The following is a 20229-nucleotide window of genomic DNA, read 5'->3' as shown; positions in this document are numbered from 1 at the left end:
AATATTATTAAAATAGACTTTTTATAATTTTATAGTATAATAGAGTTAGGAGTTTCTGATAATGATACATATAACTAGATTTGATGGAAGTATATTATATGTGAATCCTCATCAAATAGAATTCATGGAGGAGACTCCTGATTTGGTAATAACAATGTTATCTGGAAGGAAGGTTGTAACTAAAGATAGTTTTGAAACAGTACTTAATAGAATAATAGATTACAGAAGTAGAATAATTGATGAAAAAAGTATAAAAAAGCCTTCGTTCTATGGTAATGAAGAATAAAAAATAAATAAAAAATAAAATTTTAGGTAGAGAGTAAAATATGGATATAATTGTACCTTTAGGTGTTTTTTTAGTAATAGGTATCAATTTATTTGGTATTATTTCAGGAGGTGGTAATGTCGGACACATGGTGGATATTGCCTCTGCAGTTGTAACAGGTTTAGGAGGAACTACTTCGCTTTTAGTTGCCAATGACATGGGAACTATATTGGGTGTTCCTAAAGCTATTAAAATGCTTTTGAATAAACCTAATTATGATGAAGCACAAATAATCATAACTCTTTTAAGTTTTTCAGAAAAAGCTAGAAGAGAGGGTTTGTTAGTATTAGAAGATGATATACAAGAAATTTCAGATCCATTGCTTAAAAAAGGTATGCAGCTTGTAGTTGACGGAACAGACCCAGAACTTGTAAAAAATATTTTGAATACAGAGATAGATAACGTAGAAGCAAGGCACGATACAGTAAGAAAAGTATTTGAAGATGCTGCTTCATTGTATCCTGCTTGGGGTATGATTGGTACATTGATCGGACTTGTAATCATGCTTAGAAGCTTAGGCGGCGGCGGCGGTGTTGAAGCAATCGGTTCTGGTATGGCGGTAGCTCTTATTACTACATACTATGGTTCTGTTATAGCTAACGGTTTTGCTTTGCCTATAGCAGGTAGATTGGCTGCTAGACACTCAGCAGAGGCTACAGTTCAAAGTATTATGGTTGAAGGTATATTGTCTATACAAGCAGGTGATAACCCTAGGATAGTAAAAGATAAGCTTATATCTTTCTTGCCTCCTTCTCAGCGTCAGAAAGTTAATGAACAAGTTGGAGATAGATAAAATTTAGAGGTAAATAATGGCTACTATTAAATTTGGTAAAAAAGCTAAAAAAGTAGGTGATAAGGCTCAGGTACCTGGTCCTTCAGCTCCTTTATGGCTTCAAACTTATGGTGACTTTGTAACTTTGGTATTAACATTCTTTGTATTGTTATTATCTACAATGTCTACATCAGTAAGTGATTCTTCTATTCAGCTTATTGCTACAGCATTCCAAGGATCATTTGGTGTTATGCCGGGCGGTACTACTTTATCACAAAGCAGACTTATTTATGGTGGTGCTACTGTTGATAATTTACCTTCTACTGATAGAGGATATTCTGTTGGAAGAAGTATTGATAAGGCAACTTCTGTTTTAGAATCAGAAATTAAAAGCAGAAAGGTGAGAATAGAGGAAGATGAAAGAGGTTTTATAATAAGTCTTGGTGCAGATCAATATTTTGAATCTGCTTCCACTAATTTGGTTGATAATCAAAATAATGTTGAGACTTTTATAAAATTGGCTTCAGTACTTAGCGGTTTACCTAATGATGTAAGAATAGAAGGTCATACAGATTCAGGTTCCATTATTCCTGGAAGTATTACAGAACAGAAATTTGGTAATAACTGGGGACTTTCTTCTGCAAGAGCTATGGTTATTTTAGAAAAAATATTTGAAAATGATCAGGCTGGAAAATTGGATAGAAATAAATATTCAATTGCAGGATATGCTGATACAAGACCAGTTGCCTCTAATGATTTACCTGATGGAAGGGCGTTAAATAGAAGGGTTGATATTGTTGTAGTAAGAAATGATGTTACCTATTATAATCAAAGGTAAAGTGTAAAAAATAAAATGCTCTTAGCTGATAAATGGAAAGACTATAAAATTATAGATTGCGGTGAAGGCGAAAAACTTGAGAATATAGGCGGATTTTTAGTATCTCGTCCAGATTCTCAAGTTATTTGGTCTAAACAGTTAAAGAAGTGGGATAATTTAGATGCTATATATCATCGTTCAGATAAGGGCGGAGGTCATTGGCAGTATATAAATAAGCCCAAAGATAACTTTATCATTAGATATCAAGATTTATCATTCAAAATAGAATTTACTAATTTCAAACATATAGGAATTTTTCCAGAACAGGCTGTTAATTGGCAGTTTATTATTGATAAAATAAAAGAAAAAAAGTCTTCTACTCATAAAGATAAAGAAATAAAAGCATTGAATCTATTTGCTTACACAGGCGGTGCAACTGTTGCTTGTGCTTATGCTGATTGTAATGAAGTTGTGCATGTTGATGCTTCAAAAAAAATAGTAGGTCATGCACAGAAAAATATAGAAATAAATAATTTACAAAATAAAAAAGTAAGATTCATTATAGAAGATGTTATTAAATTTGTTTTAAGAGAAATAAGGCGCGAAAGAAAATATGATGTAATAATTATGGATCCTCCTGTATATGGAAGAGGACCTAATGGAGAACTTTGGCAAATAGAAACTAGTTTAAAAAGATTGGTAGAAGAATGCGTGAAACTTTTATCAGATGATCCTATTCTTTTTTTAATAAATTGTTATACAGCAAGTTTTTCTCATATATCATTAAAAAATATTTTATCAACTTCTATAAAATATAATGGAAGTTTTGAAAGCGGTGAAATAGGTATTCCTATAGAAAATTCTGATATTATTCTTCCTTGCGGAATATATGCAAGGTTTTATTCTTAAATAAGTTAAAAAATAAAAAAGGAGCCATTTTACTGACTCCTTTTTTATTAATTATATTTGCACTAAGTTAATAACTTATAGTACCACCTTTTTCATGTATTTCTATGAATCTTAATAATTCAGCTTTAACTTCTTCAGCGGTATCAAGTGAAAGTACTCTTTTTGCTAACATCTGACATTCAGATTTATCCAAAGATATAATCATCTTTTTAACTTCCGGTATTGATATTGCTGACATAGAGAATACATCAAGACCAAGTCCGAAAAGCAGTGGTACAGCAAGTAAATCCCCAGCAAGCTCACCGCACATAGATATTATAATTCCGCTTGCATGTGCTCCTTCTATAGCCATTTTTATAGCTATAAGTACAGAAGGGTTATAAGGATCACAAATAGCTGCTATCTTTTCATTTCCTCTATCAGAAGCTAAAGTATATTGAGTTAGGTCATTAGTACCAATAGAGAAGAAATCAGATTCTCTTGCAAAAGCCTCAGCTCTGAATACTACAGAAGGTGTTTCTATCATCATACCCAATTCTAAAGCTTCATTAAATGCAATATTTTCTTTCATAAGTTCCAATTTACATTCATTGAATATAGATTTAGCTTTACGAAGCTCTTCTATAGATACTATCATAGGAAGCATAACTTTTATTTTACCAAAAGCAGAAGCTCTAAGTAAAGCTCTGAATTGAGTTTTAATAATAGCAGTTTTGTCTAAACATATTCTTAAAGCTCTCCATCCAAGTGCCGGATTTTCTTCTTTAGGCATCTCTAAATAAGGTAGATATTTATCTCCTCCTATATCCATAGTTCTTATGGTAACAGTATGACCGCTCATAGCAACAGCAACTTCTTTATAGGCTTTAAATTGTTCATCTTCTGTAGGAAAATCAGTATTTTCCATAAAAAGGAATTCTGTTCTATAAAGTCCTATACCATCAGCACCATTTTTCAAAACTCCGCCTAAATCAGCAGGAGAACCTATATTAGCATATACTCTAATCTTTGTACCATCTTTAGATATAGCATCTTTATGAGCATACTCTTTTAATAAAGCTCTTTTCTTATCGAATTCTTCTTTGAGTTTCAAGCATTCATCTATAGATTCTTTTGTAGGATTTACTATAACAGAACCTGTGTTTCCATTAACGATAATAATTTGATCATTTTCTAAATCTTTTAAATTATCGCCTACACCTACAACAGCAGGAAGCTCCAAAGATCTAGCCATAATAGAAGTATGAGAAGTTCTTCCTCCTATTTCTGTAACAAATGCAAGGGTATTATCCAAATCCAAATTAGCAGTGTCGGAAGGAGTTAAATCTCTTGCAATTACTATAGAATCTTTAGGAAGATTAGAAACATCAACTATATCTTCTCCTTGAATATTTCTTATCCATCTGTCAGAAATATCAATTAAATCCCCAGCTCTTTCTCTTAGATATTCATCTTCAACTTCGCTTAACATTTTAGTATAAATTTCTATACCCTGTGATAAAGCGTATTCAGCACAAACTTTGTCATCAGTTATAATGTTATTAACCTCTTCAAGTAAATCTTCATCTTCAAGCAAAGTGATATGAGCATCAAATATTGCTGCTTTTTCTTCTGAAACTTTTTTGGCTGTAGATTCTCTTATTTTTATAAGCTGTTCTTTTGTTTTGTTTCTAGCTTCTAATAATTTTGCCTTTTCAGAATCTACTTCTTTACATGGGCATTTAGAAATTACTATATCTTTTTTTAAAAAGAGATAAACTTTACCTATAGCTATACCGGGAGAAACCCCTATTCCAGTAATTCTTTTTTCCATATTATAATTCCATAAATAAAATTAATTAGTCTTTTAAATTAGCTATAAATTCTTCTATTTTCTTTAAATTCTCTGCTTCATTTTCACCATCACAATAAACTGTAAGTACAGAACCTTTTTTTACACCTAATGATAAAACTTTTAAAAGAGATGAAGCATTAACTCTTTTACCGGCTTCATTTTCTACTTCTATTTTACATCCTGTTAATGATTTAATAAATGTTACGAACTCATTACCTGGTCTGGCATGAAGTCCTGTATCATTTTGTATAGTTACTTTACCTGTAGTCATTGGCAACTCCTCCATTCTTTTCTTATATATAGTTTAAAGTATATCAGTTTTTTCTCATTTGTCAAATTATATATGTACTAAATGATATATTTTATTATACTAAGTGCATAGTTTTTAGTGAATTTTTTTTATAAAATATAAATTTTTTATTAGAACTTATTAGTGATTAAGTTAAAAATTATTTATTATTTTTACCTATAGTATTAAAGTAAATGCCTTGTAAAACCAAAAAAGGGTAGACTTTGCATTTTAATAATTTTAAATTGGATATTCCGCCTGTTAAAAATATTTTGCATTTAATATTATATTTGGATTTTATATATTTTTTAGTTTCTGATACGGCATAATTAACTGTACCTATTGTATTATATATGGCACCTGACATAATAGCATCTTTTACATTATTATTTATAGGATTAGGTATTGATTGTATAGGACCTATTTCATAATAAGGCAAAGATGTGATATTTGATAATGCCTGATAACTTGTTTTTGTACCTGATATTATCATACCACCTAAAAATGTAAAATCTGATATCATAATACTTATTGTAGTAGCTGTACCCATATCTATAACTATTGAAGCATATTTTTCTTCATTACTGTTACTGATTTTTTCAAGACATATAGAAGCATAAGTGGATAATATTCTATCTATACCAACGGAATCTTTAGGTTCATAAAAATTATCTTTTAATTCAATATCATTATGAGTAATTCTGTAAGGCTTCATATTAAAACAATCTTCAATACTTCCTTCAAATAAATCATTTACTTTTAGTGAAACACTGCTGTAAAATACCTGCTTTATATATGTATGATTATTTTTTATTTCATTCAGTGCATTTACTAGATCTAAAGCATTGCTATGTTCTATAGCTTTATAGTATAAAGGTTTGCAATTTTTTTCTTCAAAAATTCCTAGCTTAACTCTAGTGTTTCCTATATCTGAAAGCAAATACATTTTTAAACCCCGTCTGTTATATTATTACTCTCTAAAAAGTTTTTTGTTTTTTCCATAAGGAATTCTCTATTATTCAATTCTGGTTCATCTAATATTAAATCTAGTAAATAATTTAGTATTTTTCCTATTAAAGGTCCTGGATTTAAATTAAATTCATTGATTAAGTCATTTCCGTTTATTTTTAGATCTTTAACTGTAATAGCATTTTCTTCTTCGATTATTTTGTCTATTCTAGCCAATAATTTAGGTATAGCTTTGCTTTCTTTATCTTTTCTGTTTCCGCTTCCAAGTCTGTCAGCTTCTCTCAATCTTAAAAGGGGTCTTATATTTTCAACACCAATAGCACGCATAAATCTTCTAACCGCACCGTCAGTCCATTCATCTTGATAATAGAACATATGCTGTCTTACTAGCAATGTGACAAAATCTATTTCAGAATTAGAATATTTTAATCTTTTCATTATTTTTTTGGCAATACTAGCTCCTACAACCTCATGATTATAATAAACTGGATCATCTTGTTTTGATACTTTTTTTTGAACCATAGGTTTAGCTATATCATGAAAAAGTGCTGCAAGTCTTACCAATAATGTTAATTCTTCAGTTTCTAAAGGCTCAACTGATTGTATTGTATGCAGAATATGATAATAAACATCATATTTATGGAATTTATTTTGATTTACTCCAAAACCCTGCATTAGTTCAGGCAATATTAAAGATAATACACCAGTTTTTCTAAGTAATTCTAAACCTCTGAAAGGATTTTTGGATAGCAATATGCCGTTAAACTCTTCTCTTATTCTTTCTGCTGCAATTGAAGCAAGCATTCCTGTAGAATGAGTTATAGCATCAAATGTTTCTTTTTCTATATCGAAATCTAATTTAGTAGCGAATCTTATGGCACGCATTATTCTAAGCCCGTCTTCGCTAAATCTTTCATAAGGATTTCCTACAGATTTAATTATCTTTTTTTTTATATCTTTCATGCCGTCAAACATATCTATTAGACTTCCATCTAAAATGTTATATGCCATGGCATTTATTGTTAAATCTCTTCTAGGTAAATCTTCTTCTATATTAGAGGCATATTCCACATGATCAGGATGTCTTCCGTCACTGTAATTTCCGTCACTTCTAAAAGTTGTTATTTCCACATGCATATCTTCTATAATTACAAGTATAGTACCATGCTTGATGCCTGTTGGGATAGTATATTTAAATATTCTTTGTACATCTTCTGGTCTGGCATCTGTAGTGATATCATATTCATGCGGAGTGATGCCCATTATAGAATCTCTAACTGCACCGCCTACTAAAAAACACTGAAAGCCTTCAACGTATAATATTCTCGCTATTTCTTTTATCGGATGAGGTATATCTGTAAATATTTTCTTCACTTAATATCCTATAATGTTTTTATTTTATATAGTATATACAATTTTTGATTAATTACAAATTTTTAATACTGTACAAATATGCTAATATTATAGTATTAAATCAATTTTCCTTTCATATCTAAACATAAATCAAGTATTGAAACAGCAATAGCCGCTTCTATAACTGGTACAGCTCTCACAGCTATACATGGATCATGACGCCCTTTAATTACAAGAGTTTCTTCTTCTTTAGTTTCTATATTTAAAGTTAATTGTTCTTTTGATATTGATGGGGTAGGCTTTATTACCACATTAACCACTATAGGCATACCATTTGATATACCGCCCAGTATTCCTCCATTATTATTAGTTTTTGTTTCAACTCTTTTGATATTATTATCATCTTTTATAGTGTAAGCATCATTACATTCGCTTGCTTTATAATTAACAAAATCAAAACCAAGTCCAAAATCTATTCCCTTTACAGCGGGTACAGCAAATACAGACTGAGCTATTCTGCTTTCTATAGATGAATAAAAAGGATCTCCAAATCCAGCAGGCATATTAAACACGGCAGCAGTTATAATGCCTCCTACTGAATCCATATTCATTTTAGCTTCTTCTATGGTCTTTATCATTTTATTCATTGCTTCATTATCAAATACACTCAATTCTTTATTATAATTATCAGTAAACTCTTCATAAGTTGGGAAAACATTATTTGGATATTTATCTTTTATATTGTATATTTGTTTTATATGAGCCGCTATATTAATATCAAATTTTTCTTTCAATGCTAATTTTGCTAAAGCACCTGCAAACACTAAAGGAGCTGTAAGTCTTCCTGAGAAATGTCCGCCTCCTCTTATATCATTAAATCCGTCATATCTTAGCATTGCAGTATAATCACCATGAGAAGGTCTAGGAAGAGTTTTTAAATTAGAATAATCGCCGCTTCTTTTATTTTCATTTTTTATGATTGCTGATATAGGCATACCTGTGCTTTTATCATCAAGTATTCCTGATAATATTTCTACTTTATCAGCTTCATTTCTTGCAGTTGCTAGCTTTGCATTTTTAGCTCTTCTTCTGTCCATTTCATTGTCTATAAATTGACTATCTATATTAATACCATAAGGAAAACCATCTATAACACAGCCTATAGCTTCTCCATGTGATTCTCCAAATAAACTTAATTTAATATTATTTCCAAATACGCTTCCCATTATTTATATTCCTAAAATTTAATTTGTACTAGTATATATTATTTTTGATAAACTTTCTATATTTGAATTATTAATTGATAAATTAAAATAAGATTTTATTAAAAGAATAATAATTATTTTTTATTGTTTTTTTATACCTAGAATTTCAACGCCTGTCTGAGTGATTAAAACAGTATGCTCAAAATGAACAGCTAAAGAATAATCTGGAGTTGATAAAGTCCAACCGTCTTTTTCTTTTTCGTACTTGTCTGTACCGTTTGTTATCATAAGTTCTAATGCTAATACCATATTAGGCTCTAATATAACATCATTATTAGGATGATAAAAATTGAATATGTAAGGAGCTTCATGATATTCATAACCTACGCCATGACCTGTAAGCGACTTTATTACACTGAATCCATATTCATGCACTTTGTTTTCAACAGTTCTTCCATATTCGCTTAAAAGCACATTAGGTCTTAATTTATAAATAGCATATTCTAAAGCTTTTTTGCATGCTTCTATGAGTTTATAGGCTCTATGATTAACAGAACCCATACCGCCTTCTATAACTATAGTTCTTGCACAATCAGCATAATATCCATTGTATTTAACTCCAACGTCAACGCATACAGGTTCGCCATGTACAAGTATTTTATTATTTGTAGGTCTTCCATGTGCTATTTCATTTCCGCTTGATATACTTGTAGCAAACCCATAATCAGGAACTTCAAAGTTAGCAGGGTAGGCATTTTGTGATTGTATATATTTTTCTACTTCTTTATCTACTTTAGAAGCTCTTACACCTGACATACAAAGTTTAAATGCCAAGTCAATAGAATTTTGCGCTATTTCAGCTGCTTTTCTTATATTTTTTATGGCATCTTCATCTTTTATTTTAGGCTTTACTATTTCTTTCACTTCTTTTATAAACATGTATTTATATCCTTTATTTCAAAGATTTAGGAGTAAATATATATAAAAGAATCACCAATATAAAAGATCCCAATATAGCAGATGATAAATTTATTTTTATATATTGTATATTACTTATTCTAGGCAAATAGTATGAGCCAAGTAGAGCACCGACAGTTGCTATAAGAAACATCATAACCCAGCCGCCGAATACTTTTATTTTAAGTATTTTACCAAATATCAAACTGACAATGATTCCTATAACTATAAACGCCGATACTACTATAATATATTCCATTTGTTTTTATAACCTCTTTTATTTTACTAGTTAGATGATAGACCTATAAAAAATGATTTCAATCCTCCTTCATCATTTTCTATTGGTACAAATATCATATGAGAAATATCTTTTCTATCTTCAGAATCGAATTTGCTTTTTATAGAGTCTGAAGCAAAAGGATCAGATACATATAATGTTTTTTTATGAGATAGAATTTTTTTGAATAAAGCTTCATTCTCGCTAATATTCAATTTATCTTTTGTATTATCAGATATATTTTGAGATTCTACTATATTATAACTTCCATTATCTTGTCTTGTAAGCATAGCAGCATGTACAATATCTAGTCCTGACTGCTTTTTTACCCATTCTAGCATTTCATTCATATTTTTATTAATGAATTTTTTACCTCTAAGAGCTTTTAAAACTTTTTTCCAATTAGAAGTCATATTTTCTTTTACTTTTTCTTCTGCTTCTCTGTAAAAATCATCTGGAACTTTAGGTACTTCCTCAGGATCATATAAATCTTTATCTATTAAATCTTCCGTATCGAAACTGTCTTTTTCACTTGCAGGTTTTATTACTTCTCCATCATCATATTCTTCATTGAAGTTAGGTGATATATTAGAGCTTTCATCGTTATTGTCATTTTCCTCATCATCATAATCACCTAGCAAGAAATCTTTATTAAGCGAAAAATTGAAAGCATCACTTGAAGAAAAATATTCTTCTTCTTTTTTTACTATTTCATCTTCTAAAATAGATCCATGACTTATCAAAATATCCCCCTCTTTATTATCATCATTATCATCTATAATATCATCAATTCCCTTTATAATATCATTATCAGATGAGTTATTATTATCATCAATAGTTTCTTCTAGTTCTTCATTATTATTTTCTTCAGACTCTTTAATTTCATCATGTAAATCAGGTATATCGTCTAAATCTTCTACAGTATTATCTATATTATTATCTTCTTCATCGTCTAAGATATTATTAGAATCCAAAAGCTCTTCATCAGAATACTCTTTCATTTCAGGAATATTTTCATCATCATTTTTATTTTCTTCTTCATTATTATTCTCTTCATCGTTAGTATCAATTACATCATCTAAATTAGGTACATCATTATTTTCTTCATCAAGTACATCATCTAAATCAGGTATGTTGTCTAAATCTTCTACAATATCATCTATATTATTATCTTCTTTATCGTCTAAGATATTATTAGAATCCAAAAGCTCTTCATCAGAATATTCTTTCATTTCAGGAATATTTTCATCATCATTTTTATTTTCTTCTTCATTATTATTCTCTTCATCATTAGTATCAATTACATCATGTAAATCAGGTATATCGTCTAAATCACCAACAGTATCATCTATATTATTATCTTCTTCATCATCTAAGATATTATTAGAATCCAAAAGTTCTTCATCAGAATATTCTTTCATTTCAGGAATATTTTCATTATCATTTTTATTTTCTTCTTCATTATTATTCTCTTCATCGTTAGTATCAATTACATCATCTAAATTAGGTACATCTTCTGATTCATTATTTTCTTCATCAAGTACATCATCTAAATCAGGTATATCGTCTAAATCACCAACAGTATCATCTATATTGTTATCTTCATCATCATCTAATATATTATTAGAGTCCAAAAGTTCTTCATCAGAATATTCTTTCATTTCAGGAACATTTTCATCATCATTTTTATTTTCTTCTTCATTATTCTCTTCATCGTTACTACTATCAATTACATCATCTAAATTAGGTACATCTTCTGATTCATTATTTTCTTCATCAAGTATATCATCTAAATCAGGTATATCGTCTAAATCACCAACAGTATCATCTATATTATTGTCTTCATCATCATCTAATAAATGATTAGAATCTAAAAGCTCCTCATCAGAATATTCTTTCATTTCAAGCATATCATCATTATCTTCTTTATCTTCTTCAGGTTCTTTTATTTCATCATGCAAATCAGGTATGTCGTCTAAATCACCAACAGTATCATCTATATTATTGTCTTCATCATCATCTAATATATTACTAGAGTCCAAAAGCTCTTCATCAGAATATTCTTTCATTTCAGTAATATTTTCATCATCATTTTTATTTTCTTCTTCATTATTCTCTTCGTCGCTACCAGCAATTACATCATCTAAATTAGGTACATCTTCTGATTCATTATTTTCTTCATCAAGGATGTCATCTAGATTAGGTACATCTTCTAATTCATCATGTTCTTCATCAAGTATATCATCTAGATTAGGTACATCTTCTGTGTTATCTTCTTTTTGCTCATCGAGCACATCATCTAAATTAGGTACATCTTCTAATTCATCATGTTCTTCATCAAGTATATCATCTAGATTAGGTACATCTTCCGTATTATCTTTTTCTTGTTCATCAATTACATCGTCTAAATTAGGTATATCTTCTAATTCATTATTTTCTTCATCAAGTACATCATCCAAATTTTCTATATTTTCTAATTTGATGCTTTCATCATCATCATTATCTTCATTTTCTAATACTTTATCTAGAGATGATAAATCTTCTAATTTTATATTTTCATCTTCTTCATTATCGTCTTGAATTGTTTCTCCGCCGTCTTCTAATACATCATCTAATTTTATTGTATCATCATCATCGTTATCTTCATAATCCATTACATTATTCAATGTTGTATTACTGTCTTCAACTTTTATATCTTCTATTTCATCTATATTAGGAAGATCAATCTTACTAGCTTTTGTTATTTTATCTGCTTTATTTAGATATTTTATACTTTCATCATCTAATCCTTCCAAATCACTGTCATAATCATCAATATTAAATTCTTCATCATTTACAATATTAGCATTATCATAATTATTTACAGGCGGTTCGCTGTCATCGTATATATCATCATCTTCAGATTCATTATTTGCAATATTATTAGCAGCTGGCTTGAATCTTTCTACTAAAGCTGTTGTAAGTAAGAAAATAAAAGATAAAGATAAAAGTGCTAATATTATATATTTTAAATATTTTTGAACTATAGGTACATTAAGCTCTAATATACCTATGCTGAAATTATCTATATCTTTAACTTTACCTGAATAAAATGCAAATGTGTTGTTATCAGCTTCAATACTTCCTGTACTTCCTATATCTTTGTTCATATATTGAGTTAAACTATCTATTGATATGCTGTTAATATCTATAGAAGGATTATAATAAACAACACCATTAGAAAGCACTACAAAATTTAAATTGTATGGAGTATTTTCAAATATTTTTTTAAATACGCTTGCTACTATGTATCCTACTTCTATTCCTCTATCATTTTTTATAGGTTTAACAAAATATACGCCGTCATAATCTTTATCGAAAAATGCGATTGCTTTAGAGTTTTTATAGCTTTCCAAATCTACAGGTTTAGTTTTTACAGGTGAAGAAAATACCGATTTTCCATCTGCCAAATATAATGCTACAGTATCAAATGGATAGTTTCCGCTTCTGAATATTGATATTATTCTATCTCTCTCTGCAGTGTCTATTCCATTTAATATAACCTGTTGTAAAAGATTAATAAAAGGATAGCTATCAACTATTTTATTAAGTCTTTCGTCATAATCTTTAACCAGATTTACTATACTATTCTGACATATCAAAGCATTTCTATCTAGCTTCTTTGTATCAACATCAAAAGCATCTTTTTTAAGACCGAATACAAATGTAATAAATAAAGCAAGAACTATCAAATTTATAAGTATAGATACATACACAAAGATAGATATCTTATTTTTGTCAGACATATTAACACCTCTAAATAACTATTATTTTTTTGTTATGCTTTTTCTCGCATCTTCCTCTGCTTTGCTTATTATAGATGATAACATTTTATCAAAAGCAGCAAACACATCATCTTTTCTTGAATTAGATTCGTTATCTAAGTTAGATGCTTTTACTTCCTCTTTAGAATCTTCATCTTTTTCGTTTTTATTTTTTATATTATCGATAGCTTTATTATATGAATTTAATATATCCATACTAATATCATGAGAATCATTTGTTGTTATATGATTTTCAGTTTTCTTGCTATTAAATAAATTTTTCACATACTCTTTATTTTTTTCTTCTTCTTTTTCTTTATAACTTGATAATAAATCATTTTTTATTATTTTCTTATTAAATTCATTATCAATATTGTTATAATCGCTTTCTTTTTCTTCAGTATTATTTAATATATTATTTTTTAATATATTTTCATCTAAAGATAAACTTTCTTTAATAAAATTAGAAGATGAATTATTTAATTCTTCATCAGATATAGACATAAACTCTTCTTCATGATTATTTTCGCTATATTCTTCCTCTTTTATTTCTATTTCATAATCATTTATAATTGTATCATTATTTTCTTCATATTTTTCTTCTTTTGTTTCTATTTTATAATCATTTATAACCATATCATCATTTTCTGTTTCTGATACTTTAATGTCATCATAAGCATCTTCTTCATTGCTCATATCATAAAGACTATCTGCTAAGAAGTTTTCTTCTATAGCTCTATCATACTCTTCTTGCAAATCTTTTTTAATATTAGCAAATGCAGTTTCTATATCTATTTCTTCAATTGTTTTTTCTTCTTCCTTATTTTCTATATTTTCTATTTTATCTTGCAAATCTTCTTTGGAAACTGCAAATTTGTTTTTGCATGCATTTATTTCATCTTTTATATTGGATACTATATTTAATATATCTTTTCCTATATTGAATTTATCCTCATTTTTTGAATCATTATTTTCTTTTATATATTCATCAGGTATTTTATATTGTACCTTTTGAATCATAGGAGGCATTTCTTCTATAGAATTTGATTTAGGTAATTGTGAGTTCACTATACTATTATTTATAAGCTCATCATTTCCTTTTATGCTTTCAACATAGTCTTTATTGCTTTTAACTTGCATTATATACTTGAAGAAATAAACTATGGCTTTTATGAATAATTGACAAACTAGTATTAATAATGCTGTTATAGCAAGTACTATAAGTTCAAAATAGTTAGGATACTCTTTTCCTATCATAGAAACAGAAAGAGAATCATTTACCATAAAACTAGGCTGTTTTTTATAGTATGCATATCTATTTATAACAGATGAAACTTTTTCTATGTTGTTATCTCCAACAGCTTCTCTTACATTGTAAACAGAGTTTCTAGCATCGCTTACATAAAGTCTTTTATCAGCCACTTGATAATACATAGCTATGTCAGATACATAAGCATAATCATTTCTAGTAGTAACTATTATTTCCCCATAAGGATTTTTTATGTATTCCATTATATAAAAGGCATTTTCATTTGTAGCATTTAAAACTAATGATCCTTTATTTTTTATTTCATTTATTAAATTATCCTGAAGTTCTAAAGGCCAAGATTTATTTCTTGATAAATATAAATTAAGAAGCATTTTTCCTTCTGTATTGAAAACAGTCATTCCTCTTAAATATGGGTTTTCAACAGTCATTTTATAATAATTATTTTTATATTTATCTATTTGTGCTTTTGAAGGCGTATTATTAGGATTAAAGTCTTTTAAAGAATCTGATGTCTGATACATACTATATCCTACATAATCAGATATTGACTGAGTTATTAAATTAACTTGATATTCAGATACGCTGTTTCTTTTTATTTTCATTTTTACAGCTATTTTATCTATTCTCTGCATCATCATATCTAAATAATCATTTATAAATACTGCAACGCCATTATTTTCTGGAAGTACAGTATTACTTGCAGCACGAGCAAACATAGCAACTATAAAAATGATAAGGAAAGATATCATTAAACTTAAAACTGTTTTCATTATTTTCTGTTTTTTATTTTCATTCATAGTATTTAGCCTTTAGATATAGTTATCTTATAATAAAGATATAAAAAACTATATTAGTTATCGGCTAAAGCGAATTTTACTTGAAATGTTTTCTTTGCTATTGGGATTAATTTGGTAGGTATTATTAAAAAGCTCCGCTGAGCCGTATACGACATAAATGCGCCTGACTTTTTTCGTCAGGTGGGTTCCTCAGAAACATGACCTTGATTTCTCAAAACCGTATCGCGATAACGGCGAGCCTATCATTAATGCTTCGCTCTAGATCCCTAATGCATTAATTTATACTGGCGCAAGAATGTACTATCGTTTAACGAGAACAGCAGAGTTGCCTACAATATAAATTCTTTTTAATTATTTGTCAAGACTAGGATTGTAAAATTAACATAATATTGATTGTTTTGTAATTAAAAAAATTATTTTTTATATATTATCTCTATACTTGACAAACATTTTATAGAAAATATAATATTAATAAATTTTTGTTTTTAAAAAAGGTTATTTTTATGATTAAAAATATTGTGTCAGATATCGGAAATGTATTATATGAATTTAGTGTGAATGATTTTATTAGTAAATACATAGATGATGAAGATAAAGAGAAATTCTTAAAAAATTCATTTTCTAATGAAAATTGGCGTCTTATGGATAAAGGAGATTTGGCTTTTAATGATGCAAGAAACTTCTTTATAGAAATGAATCCTAAATATAAAAAAGTTATAGATGATTTATTTGATAGTTCATTAACTTTATGTCTGAATAAAAATCATAATAATATTTCATTATTGAAAGAATATAAAGATAAGGGATATGATATATATTATCTATCTAATATGCCGTCAGAAACATTTGAAGCTTTAAGAAAAGAAACAGATTTTTTTGATGGTACCTGTGTAGGAGGGGTTATATCAGCACATATAAAGATGATTAAACCTAACAAAGATATTTATGAATATTTTTTAAATAAATTTGAGTTAAAACCAGAAGAATGTTTATTTATAGATGATAATATCAATAATGTTAATACAGCTTTAGAGATTGGTATAAATGCAGCACAATTAAAAAAAATAGATGATATGAAAATTGTACTAAAAGATATGCTTAAATAATAATTATATTATGAATTTTATAAAAAAAATAGTATCAAAAATAAAAACTAGGTATGGAATACTATTTCCAAGTATTATATGTTTTTTTGTTTTAGTTAATTTTATAGCAGCTTTATGGATAAGTAGTTTTATATATGAACCAAACATTACGAATCAATTTTATATGTTTTCTGTAATGTTTTTCCCTTTAACTAGTATCTTAATAGGTGTTATAGTCATAATTAAATTTGTTGTTGATGCTATAATGAAAAAGGAAGGTTCTCATTTAAAATTAGTAATAGTATTGATAATGGGACTTATGACTGTTGTCCCAAGTTTATTTATAAGTAAAATATCCACTTATATTATTAAAACAAATTTGAATTTATTTTTGGATCAAAATATTAATAGTGCTGTAGAATATGTAATAGATATTTCAAATAAAGAAATAATGGATAAGCAGATATTTATGTCAAATGTTATTGAAAATATTGGAGTAAACTATTTTAATAATATATATCATAATTTAGCAATTGGTAATATAAAGTATGATGATATAAGCAAAATTGTCAAATCTTCAGAATATTTTAAAAATATAGTATTTTTATCAAATTCATATAATTTAAATAATATAATTTTTTTTAATTCTGCCAATTACATACCGCTTGATATTAACTACAAATTAACTAATACCAATACATTATTTATTAATAGTGAATATAATGGTTCATTTTATGTTAATGCTATTATACCATTATCATATAGTAATAATTATGTTATATGGTCTGAATCTATGCCTAAAAATTATATAGAGGTGAGAAATAGCGCTTTGGAAACTTTCAGAATATATAATTCTGTTAATATGTTTACAAATGAATTTTCTATGATACTTAGTCTTTTGTATATATTTGTTTTAGGTATATCTGCATTTTTTTCTATAATATTTGGAATAGCTTTATCCAGGCTTATAACAAGACCTATAAGTTTAATACTTAATGCTACTAATTCTATCACAAACGCTGATTTTAATATAGATATGAAACTCGGCGGAGTTCATGATATGAGAAATCTGATACATAGATTTAATGTAATGGCAAGGGCATTAAAATACCATAGAGATAGAGAGAATACGAGAGCAAGACTTGAAACTTGGAGGGAGGCTGCTATTAAGGTAGCTCATGAAATAAAAAATCCTCTTATGCCTATAATAATGAATGCAGAACTCATAGAAATGAAAATATCTACCAATATGACAGATAAAGATGTTGAAAGAGCCAAAAAATCTTCAAACATTATAATAAAAAATGCCAATGTAATTTCTAATTTGGTGAGATCTTTTTCTGAATTTTCATTTGCTATTAAACTTTCTGATGAAAAACAATCTATAAATAGTGCTTTAATAGAGGTTTTAGAGTCTTTTAAGAATATAAATACTGTTAAATTTAGTGTTGTTTTGAGTAAGCATGATTATTTTATCAATATGGACAGAGAAAAATTGATAATGGCTTTCAGAAATCTTATAAAAAACGCAATAGAGGCTATGGAAAAATCTTCAAGATCTGTTATATATATATCATCATACCATGAAATTATAGATTTAAATGAATTTTTTATTATCAGTATTACAGATACAGGGGTTGGAATAGAAAATAATAATTTACATAAAATATTTGAGCCTTATTTTACTTCAAAAGAGAAGGGTACAGGTATAGGACTTTCTACTGTAGAAAAAATCATATCAGAACATAATGGAACAATAGATGTGGAATCAATACCAAATGAAGGAACTACTTTCTTTATAAAATTTATGGTTGAATCATAAAGATTCTATTATCGTTATTAATTTATTTATATGAAGAGGGTATTTCATACATATTATATTATGTTTTTTTGCCTCTTTTTCCAAGTCTATATCTATATCTTCATATAAAAAGAATATTGTAAATTCATCGTAATTAGGAAGTTTTTTGAGTTCTGTAATAAATTCTATAACATTTATCCATACAAGGTTAGGATTAAATACCAGAATTTTTACGCTATATTTATATATTTTGCTTATAAGTTCATATAAATTTTCAGCTATTAATACTTTTATAGAAGAACTTTCTAAAGTAGCTTTTAGTTTGTTCAATCTATTATTATCATCATCTATAATTATAGCTGAGTAATTCATAGGCACACTCATTTATAGTAATTTAATGTGCCGAGAGAGGGACTCGAACCCTCACTGAGTTGCCTCAGGCAGATTTTGAGTCTGCTGCGTCTACCAATTTCGCCATCTCGGCTAATATGTCATAATAAACATATAAATTTTAAGCATTTTTATTGCTTAGATTATAAGTTATACTGCATAAAAATCAAGTATTATATTATATATTTTTTCTTTTTTTGTAGTTATATGTTTTATTTATTGTAAAATATGGTAAAATAGCTACTTATGAAGGTTGTTTATTATGAAGATTACATTAGATATGTCAATATCAAAACTGCTTGATGCTTTTGATAGAGAATTTGGGGTATCTTTAGGTATATATAAAGGTGCTCACAAATCAGATAATATTAAACTATTCGAAATATCTGATCCTAGAAAAAATCAAAAAGCTTTTATAGTTATTAATAAAGATACCAGCGTAGAAAGTGCTGAAGCTATGTTTAGAAATACATTCGGAATAAGAGTGCAGATTAAGGATAAGAATGGAAATACAGTAAGTCAGGAAAGCACATTAGGAGGAATTAGGAAATTAGATAAGGGTTTTGTAGATACAAGTAATGAAAATAATATTGACCTTACAAATAATGATGATGAAGAAATGAGTGAAACTTCCGAAGAAGACAATAAAAAAAAGAAGAAAAAAAAATCATATTTTTTAAAGCCTAAAATAGTTAAACATACAGTAGAAGATAAAATAAAAGAGATAGATAAATATTATTTAGGATTTCAGAGATCTGAAAGATATAAATCTATGCTTAATCTTTTGTCATGCATAGAAGAAGCAAAATTAACATATCCTGAATCAAAAGAACTTTCTGATCATATAGAAGAGATAAAGTCAAAATCTTTAAATATATCTAATTTAAGCATAAAAAAACGAAGATTTGCAATATTAGTATTAATTATAATAACTTCCATTTTGTCGCTTATAGGTATAGGAACTTGGGGATATAATCTTTACAAAAATATAAAGAAAGACAGAGAAGCGGATAGTATAATACAAGAAATAGACAATCTAAGAATGAGAAAAGGTTCTCTTATGGAAAGCGGAAATATATCCGAAGCTAATGCAATAGATGAAAGTATAAATTCCAAATCAGAAAGACTTAATACTATACAAAATGAAAATACAGTATCTATAGCTAATTATTTTATAATAGCAGCATTATTTTTTGCTGTAATATTGGCTAGTTTTATATTAAGGCTAAATAAATATAATGTAACATCAATAAGATTTGGAAAAAATACATAAATTTATAATTATCACAACATTTTATATATATAAATTAACATAATTTTACTTGATAATATACAGCTATATGATATTATATCTTTAATATAATGATTTATTTATA

The 20229-nt window shown here is 27.7% G+C and carries 17 protein-coding genes and 1 tRNA gene; 7 read left to right on the top strand and 11 right to left on the bottom strand.

From position 1 onward, the window contains the following. Positions 1–61 precede the first annotated feature (61 nt). The 4 genes from BRSU_RS10805 to BRSU_RS10790 are packed head-to-tail and all read left to right on the top strand — an operon-like array spanning position 62 to position 2823. A complete protein-coding gene (locus BRSU_RS10805; protein WP_048595370.1) occupies positions 62–286 on the top strand; it encodes a flagellar FlbD family protein in 225 nt (74 codons plus the stop codon). A gap of 40 nt (positions 287–326) precedes the next feature. Next, a complete protein-coding gene (locus tag BRSU_RS10800; protein ID WP_048595369.1) occupies positions 327–1118 on the top strand; it encodes a motility protein A in 792 nt (263 codons plus the stop codon). 16 nt (positions 1119–1134) lie between these two features. Further along, positions 1135–1935, top strand: a complete 801-nt coding sequence (locus tag BRSU_RS10795) for a flagellar motor protein MotB (protein ID WP_008730641.1) — start codon at positions 1135–1137, stop codon at positions 1933–1935. A gap of 15 nt (positions 1936–1950) precedes the next feature. Then, a complete protein-coding gene (locus BRSU_RS10790; protein WP_048595368.1) occupies positions 1951–2823 on the top strand; it encodes a class I SAM-dependent methyltransferase in 873 nt (290 codons plus the stop codon). A gap of 67 nt (positions 2824–2890) precedes the next feature. Here the strand turns inward: BRSU_RS10790 and ptsP are convergent, their stop codons facing one another. The 9 genes from ptsP to BRSU_RS10745 all read right to left on the bottom strand — a co-directional run bounded on the left by ptsP (position 2891) and on the right by BRSU_RS10745 (position 15577). Next, a complete protein-coding gene (gene ptsP, locus BRSU_RS10785) occupies positions 2891–4636 on the bottom strand; it encodes a phosphoenolpyruvate--protein phosphotransferase (RefSeq protein ID WP_048595367.1) in 1746 nt (581 codons plus the stop codon). A gap of 25 nt (positions 4637–4661) precedes the next feature. Continuing rightward, positions 4662–4928, bottom strand: a complete 267-nt coding sequence (locus BRSU_RS10780; protein ID WP_048595366.1) for an HPr family phosphocarrier protein — start codon at positions 4926–4928, stop codon at positions 4662–4664. 178 nt (positions 4929–5106) lie between these two features. Next, the gene (locus BRSU_RS10775) at positions 5107–5892 is read right to left on the bottom strand and encodes a type III pantothenate kinase (protein ID WP_048595365.1); all 786 of its coding nucleotides are present in this window, start codon (positions 5890–5892) and stop codon (positions 5107–5109) included. Positions 5893–5894: 2 nt separating this feature from the next. Continuing rightward, a complete protein-coding gene (locus BRSU_RS10770) occupies positions 5895–7289 on the bottom strand; it encodes a CCA tRNA nucleotidyltransferase (protein ID WP_048595364.1) in 1395 nt (464 codons plus the stop codon). Between the two features lie 95 nt (positions 7290–7384). Further along, positions 7385–8494: a chorismate synthase gene (gene aroC, locus BRSU_RS10765; protein WP_048595363.1), complete on the bottom strand. Its 1110-nt coding sequence runs from the start codon at positions 8492–8494 to the stop codon at positions 7385–7387. Between the two features lie 120 nt (positions 8495–8614). Continuing rightward, positions 8615–9412, bottom strand: a complete 798-nt coding sequence (map, locus tag BRSU_RS10760; RefSeq protein WP_048595362.1) for a type I methionyl aminopeptidase — start codon at positions 9410–9412, stop codon at positions 8615–8617. Positions 9413–9425: 13 nt separating this feature from the next. Further along, positions 9426–9689, bottom strand: coding sequence for a hypothetical protein (locus BRSU_RS10755; RefSeq protein WP_048595361.1), 264 nt, complete (start codon positions 9687–9689; stop codon positions 9426–9428). Between the two features lie 26 nt (positions 9690–9715). Next, on the bottom strand, positions 9716–13492 hold the full coding sequence (locus BRSU_RS10750) for a midas domain-containing protein (protein WP_245158093.1): 3777 nt from the start codon (positions 13490–13492) through the stop codon (positions 9716–9718). A 21-nt stretch (positions 13493–13513) separates the two neighbouring features. After that, entirely contained in the window at positions 13514–15577 is a 2064-nt protein-coding gene (locus tag BRSU_RS10745) for a hypothetical protein (protein ID WP_048595360.1), read from the bottom strand. Positions 15578–16080: 503 nt separating this feature from the next. Here BRSU_RS10745 and BRSU_RS10740 point away from each other — a divergent pair. Together BRSU_RS10740 and BRSU_RS10735 are read left to right on the top strand one after the other, a co-directional pair. Continuing rightward, positions 16081–16683, top strand: coding sequence for an HAD-IA family hydrolase (locus BRSU_RS10740; protein WP_048595359.1), 603 nt, complete (start codon positions 16081–16083; stop codon positions 16681–16683). Positions 16684–16693: 10 nt separating this feature from the next. Beyond that, on the top strand, positions 16694–18484 hold the full coding sequence (locus BRSU_RS10735; protein ID WP_048595358.1) for a sensor histidine kinase: 1791 nt from the start codon (positions 16694–16696) through the stop codon (positions 18482–18484). Here BRSU_RS10735 and BRSU_RS10730 read toward each other — a convergent pair. Together BRSU_RS10730 and BRSU_RS10725 are read right to left on the bottom strand one after the other, a co-directional pair. Further along, positions 18479–18835, bottom strand: coding sequence for a response regulator (locus BRSU_RS10730; RefSeq protein WP_048595357.1), 357 nt, complete (start codon positions 18833–18835; stop codon positions 18479–18481). The genes BRSU_RS10735 and BRSU_RS10730 overlap by 6 nt on opposite strands. 28 nt (positions 18836–18863) lie before the next feature. Further along, positions 18864–18947, bottom strand: a tRNA-Leu gene (locus BRSU_RS10725). Between the two features lie 168 nt (positions 18948–19115). On the opposite strand from BRSU_RS10725, the gene BRSU_RS10720 reads away from it, so the two are divergent. Continuing rightward, on the top strand, positions 19116–20126 hold the full coding sequence (locus tag BRSU_RS10720; RefSeq protein WP_048595356.1) for a hypothetical protein: 1011 nt from the start codon (positions 19116–19118) through the stop codon (positions 20124–20126). The last annotated feature ends 103 nt before the right edge of the window (positions 20127–20229 follow it).

Origin of the sequence: Brachyspira suanatina, assembly GCF_001049755.1 — a bacterium.
GTDB lineage: Bacteria > Spirochaetota > Brachyspiria > Brachyspirales > Brachyspiraceae > Brachyspira > Brachyspira suanatina.
This window is presented reverse-complemented; position numbering and strand designations above follow the sequence as displayed.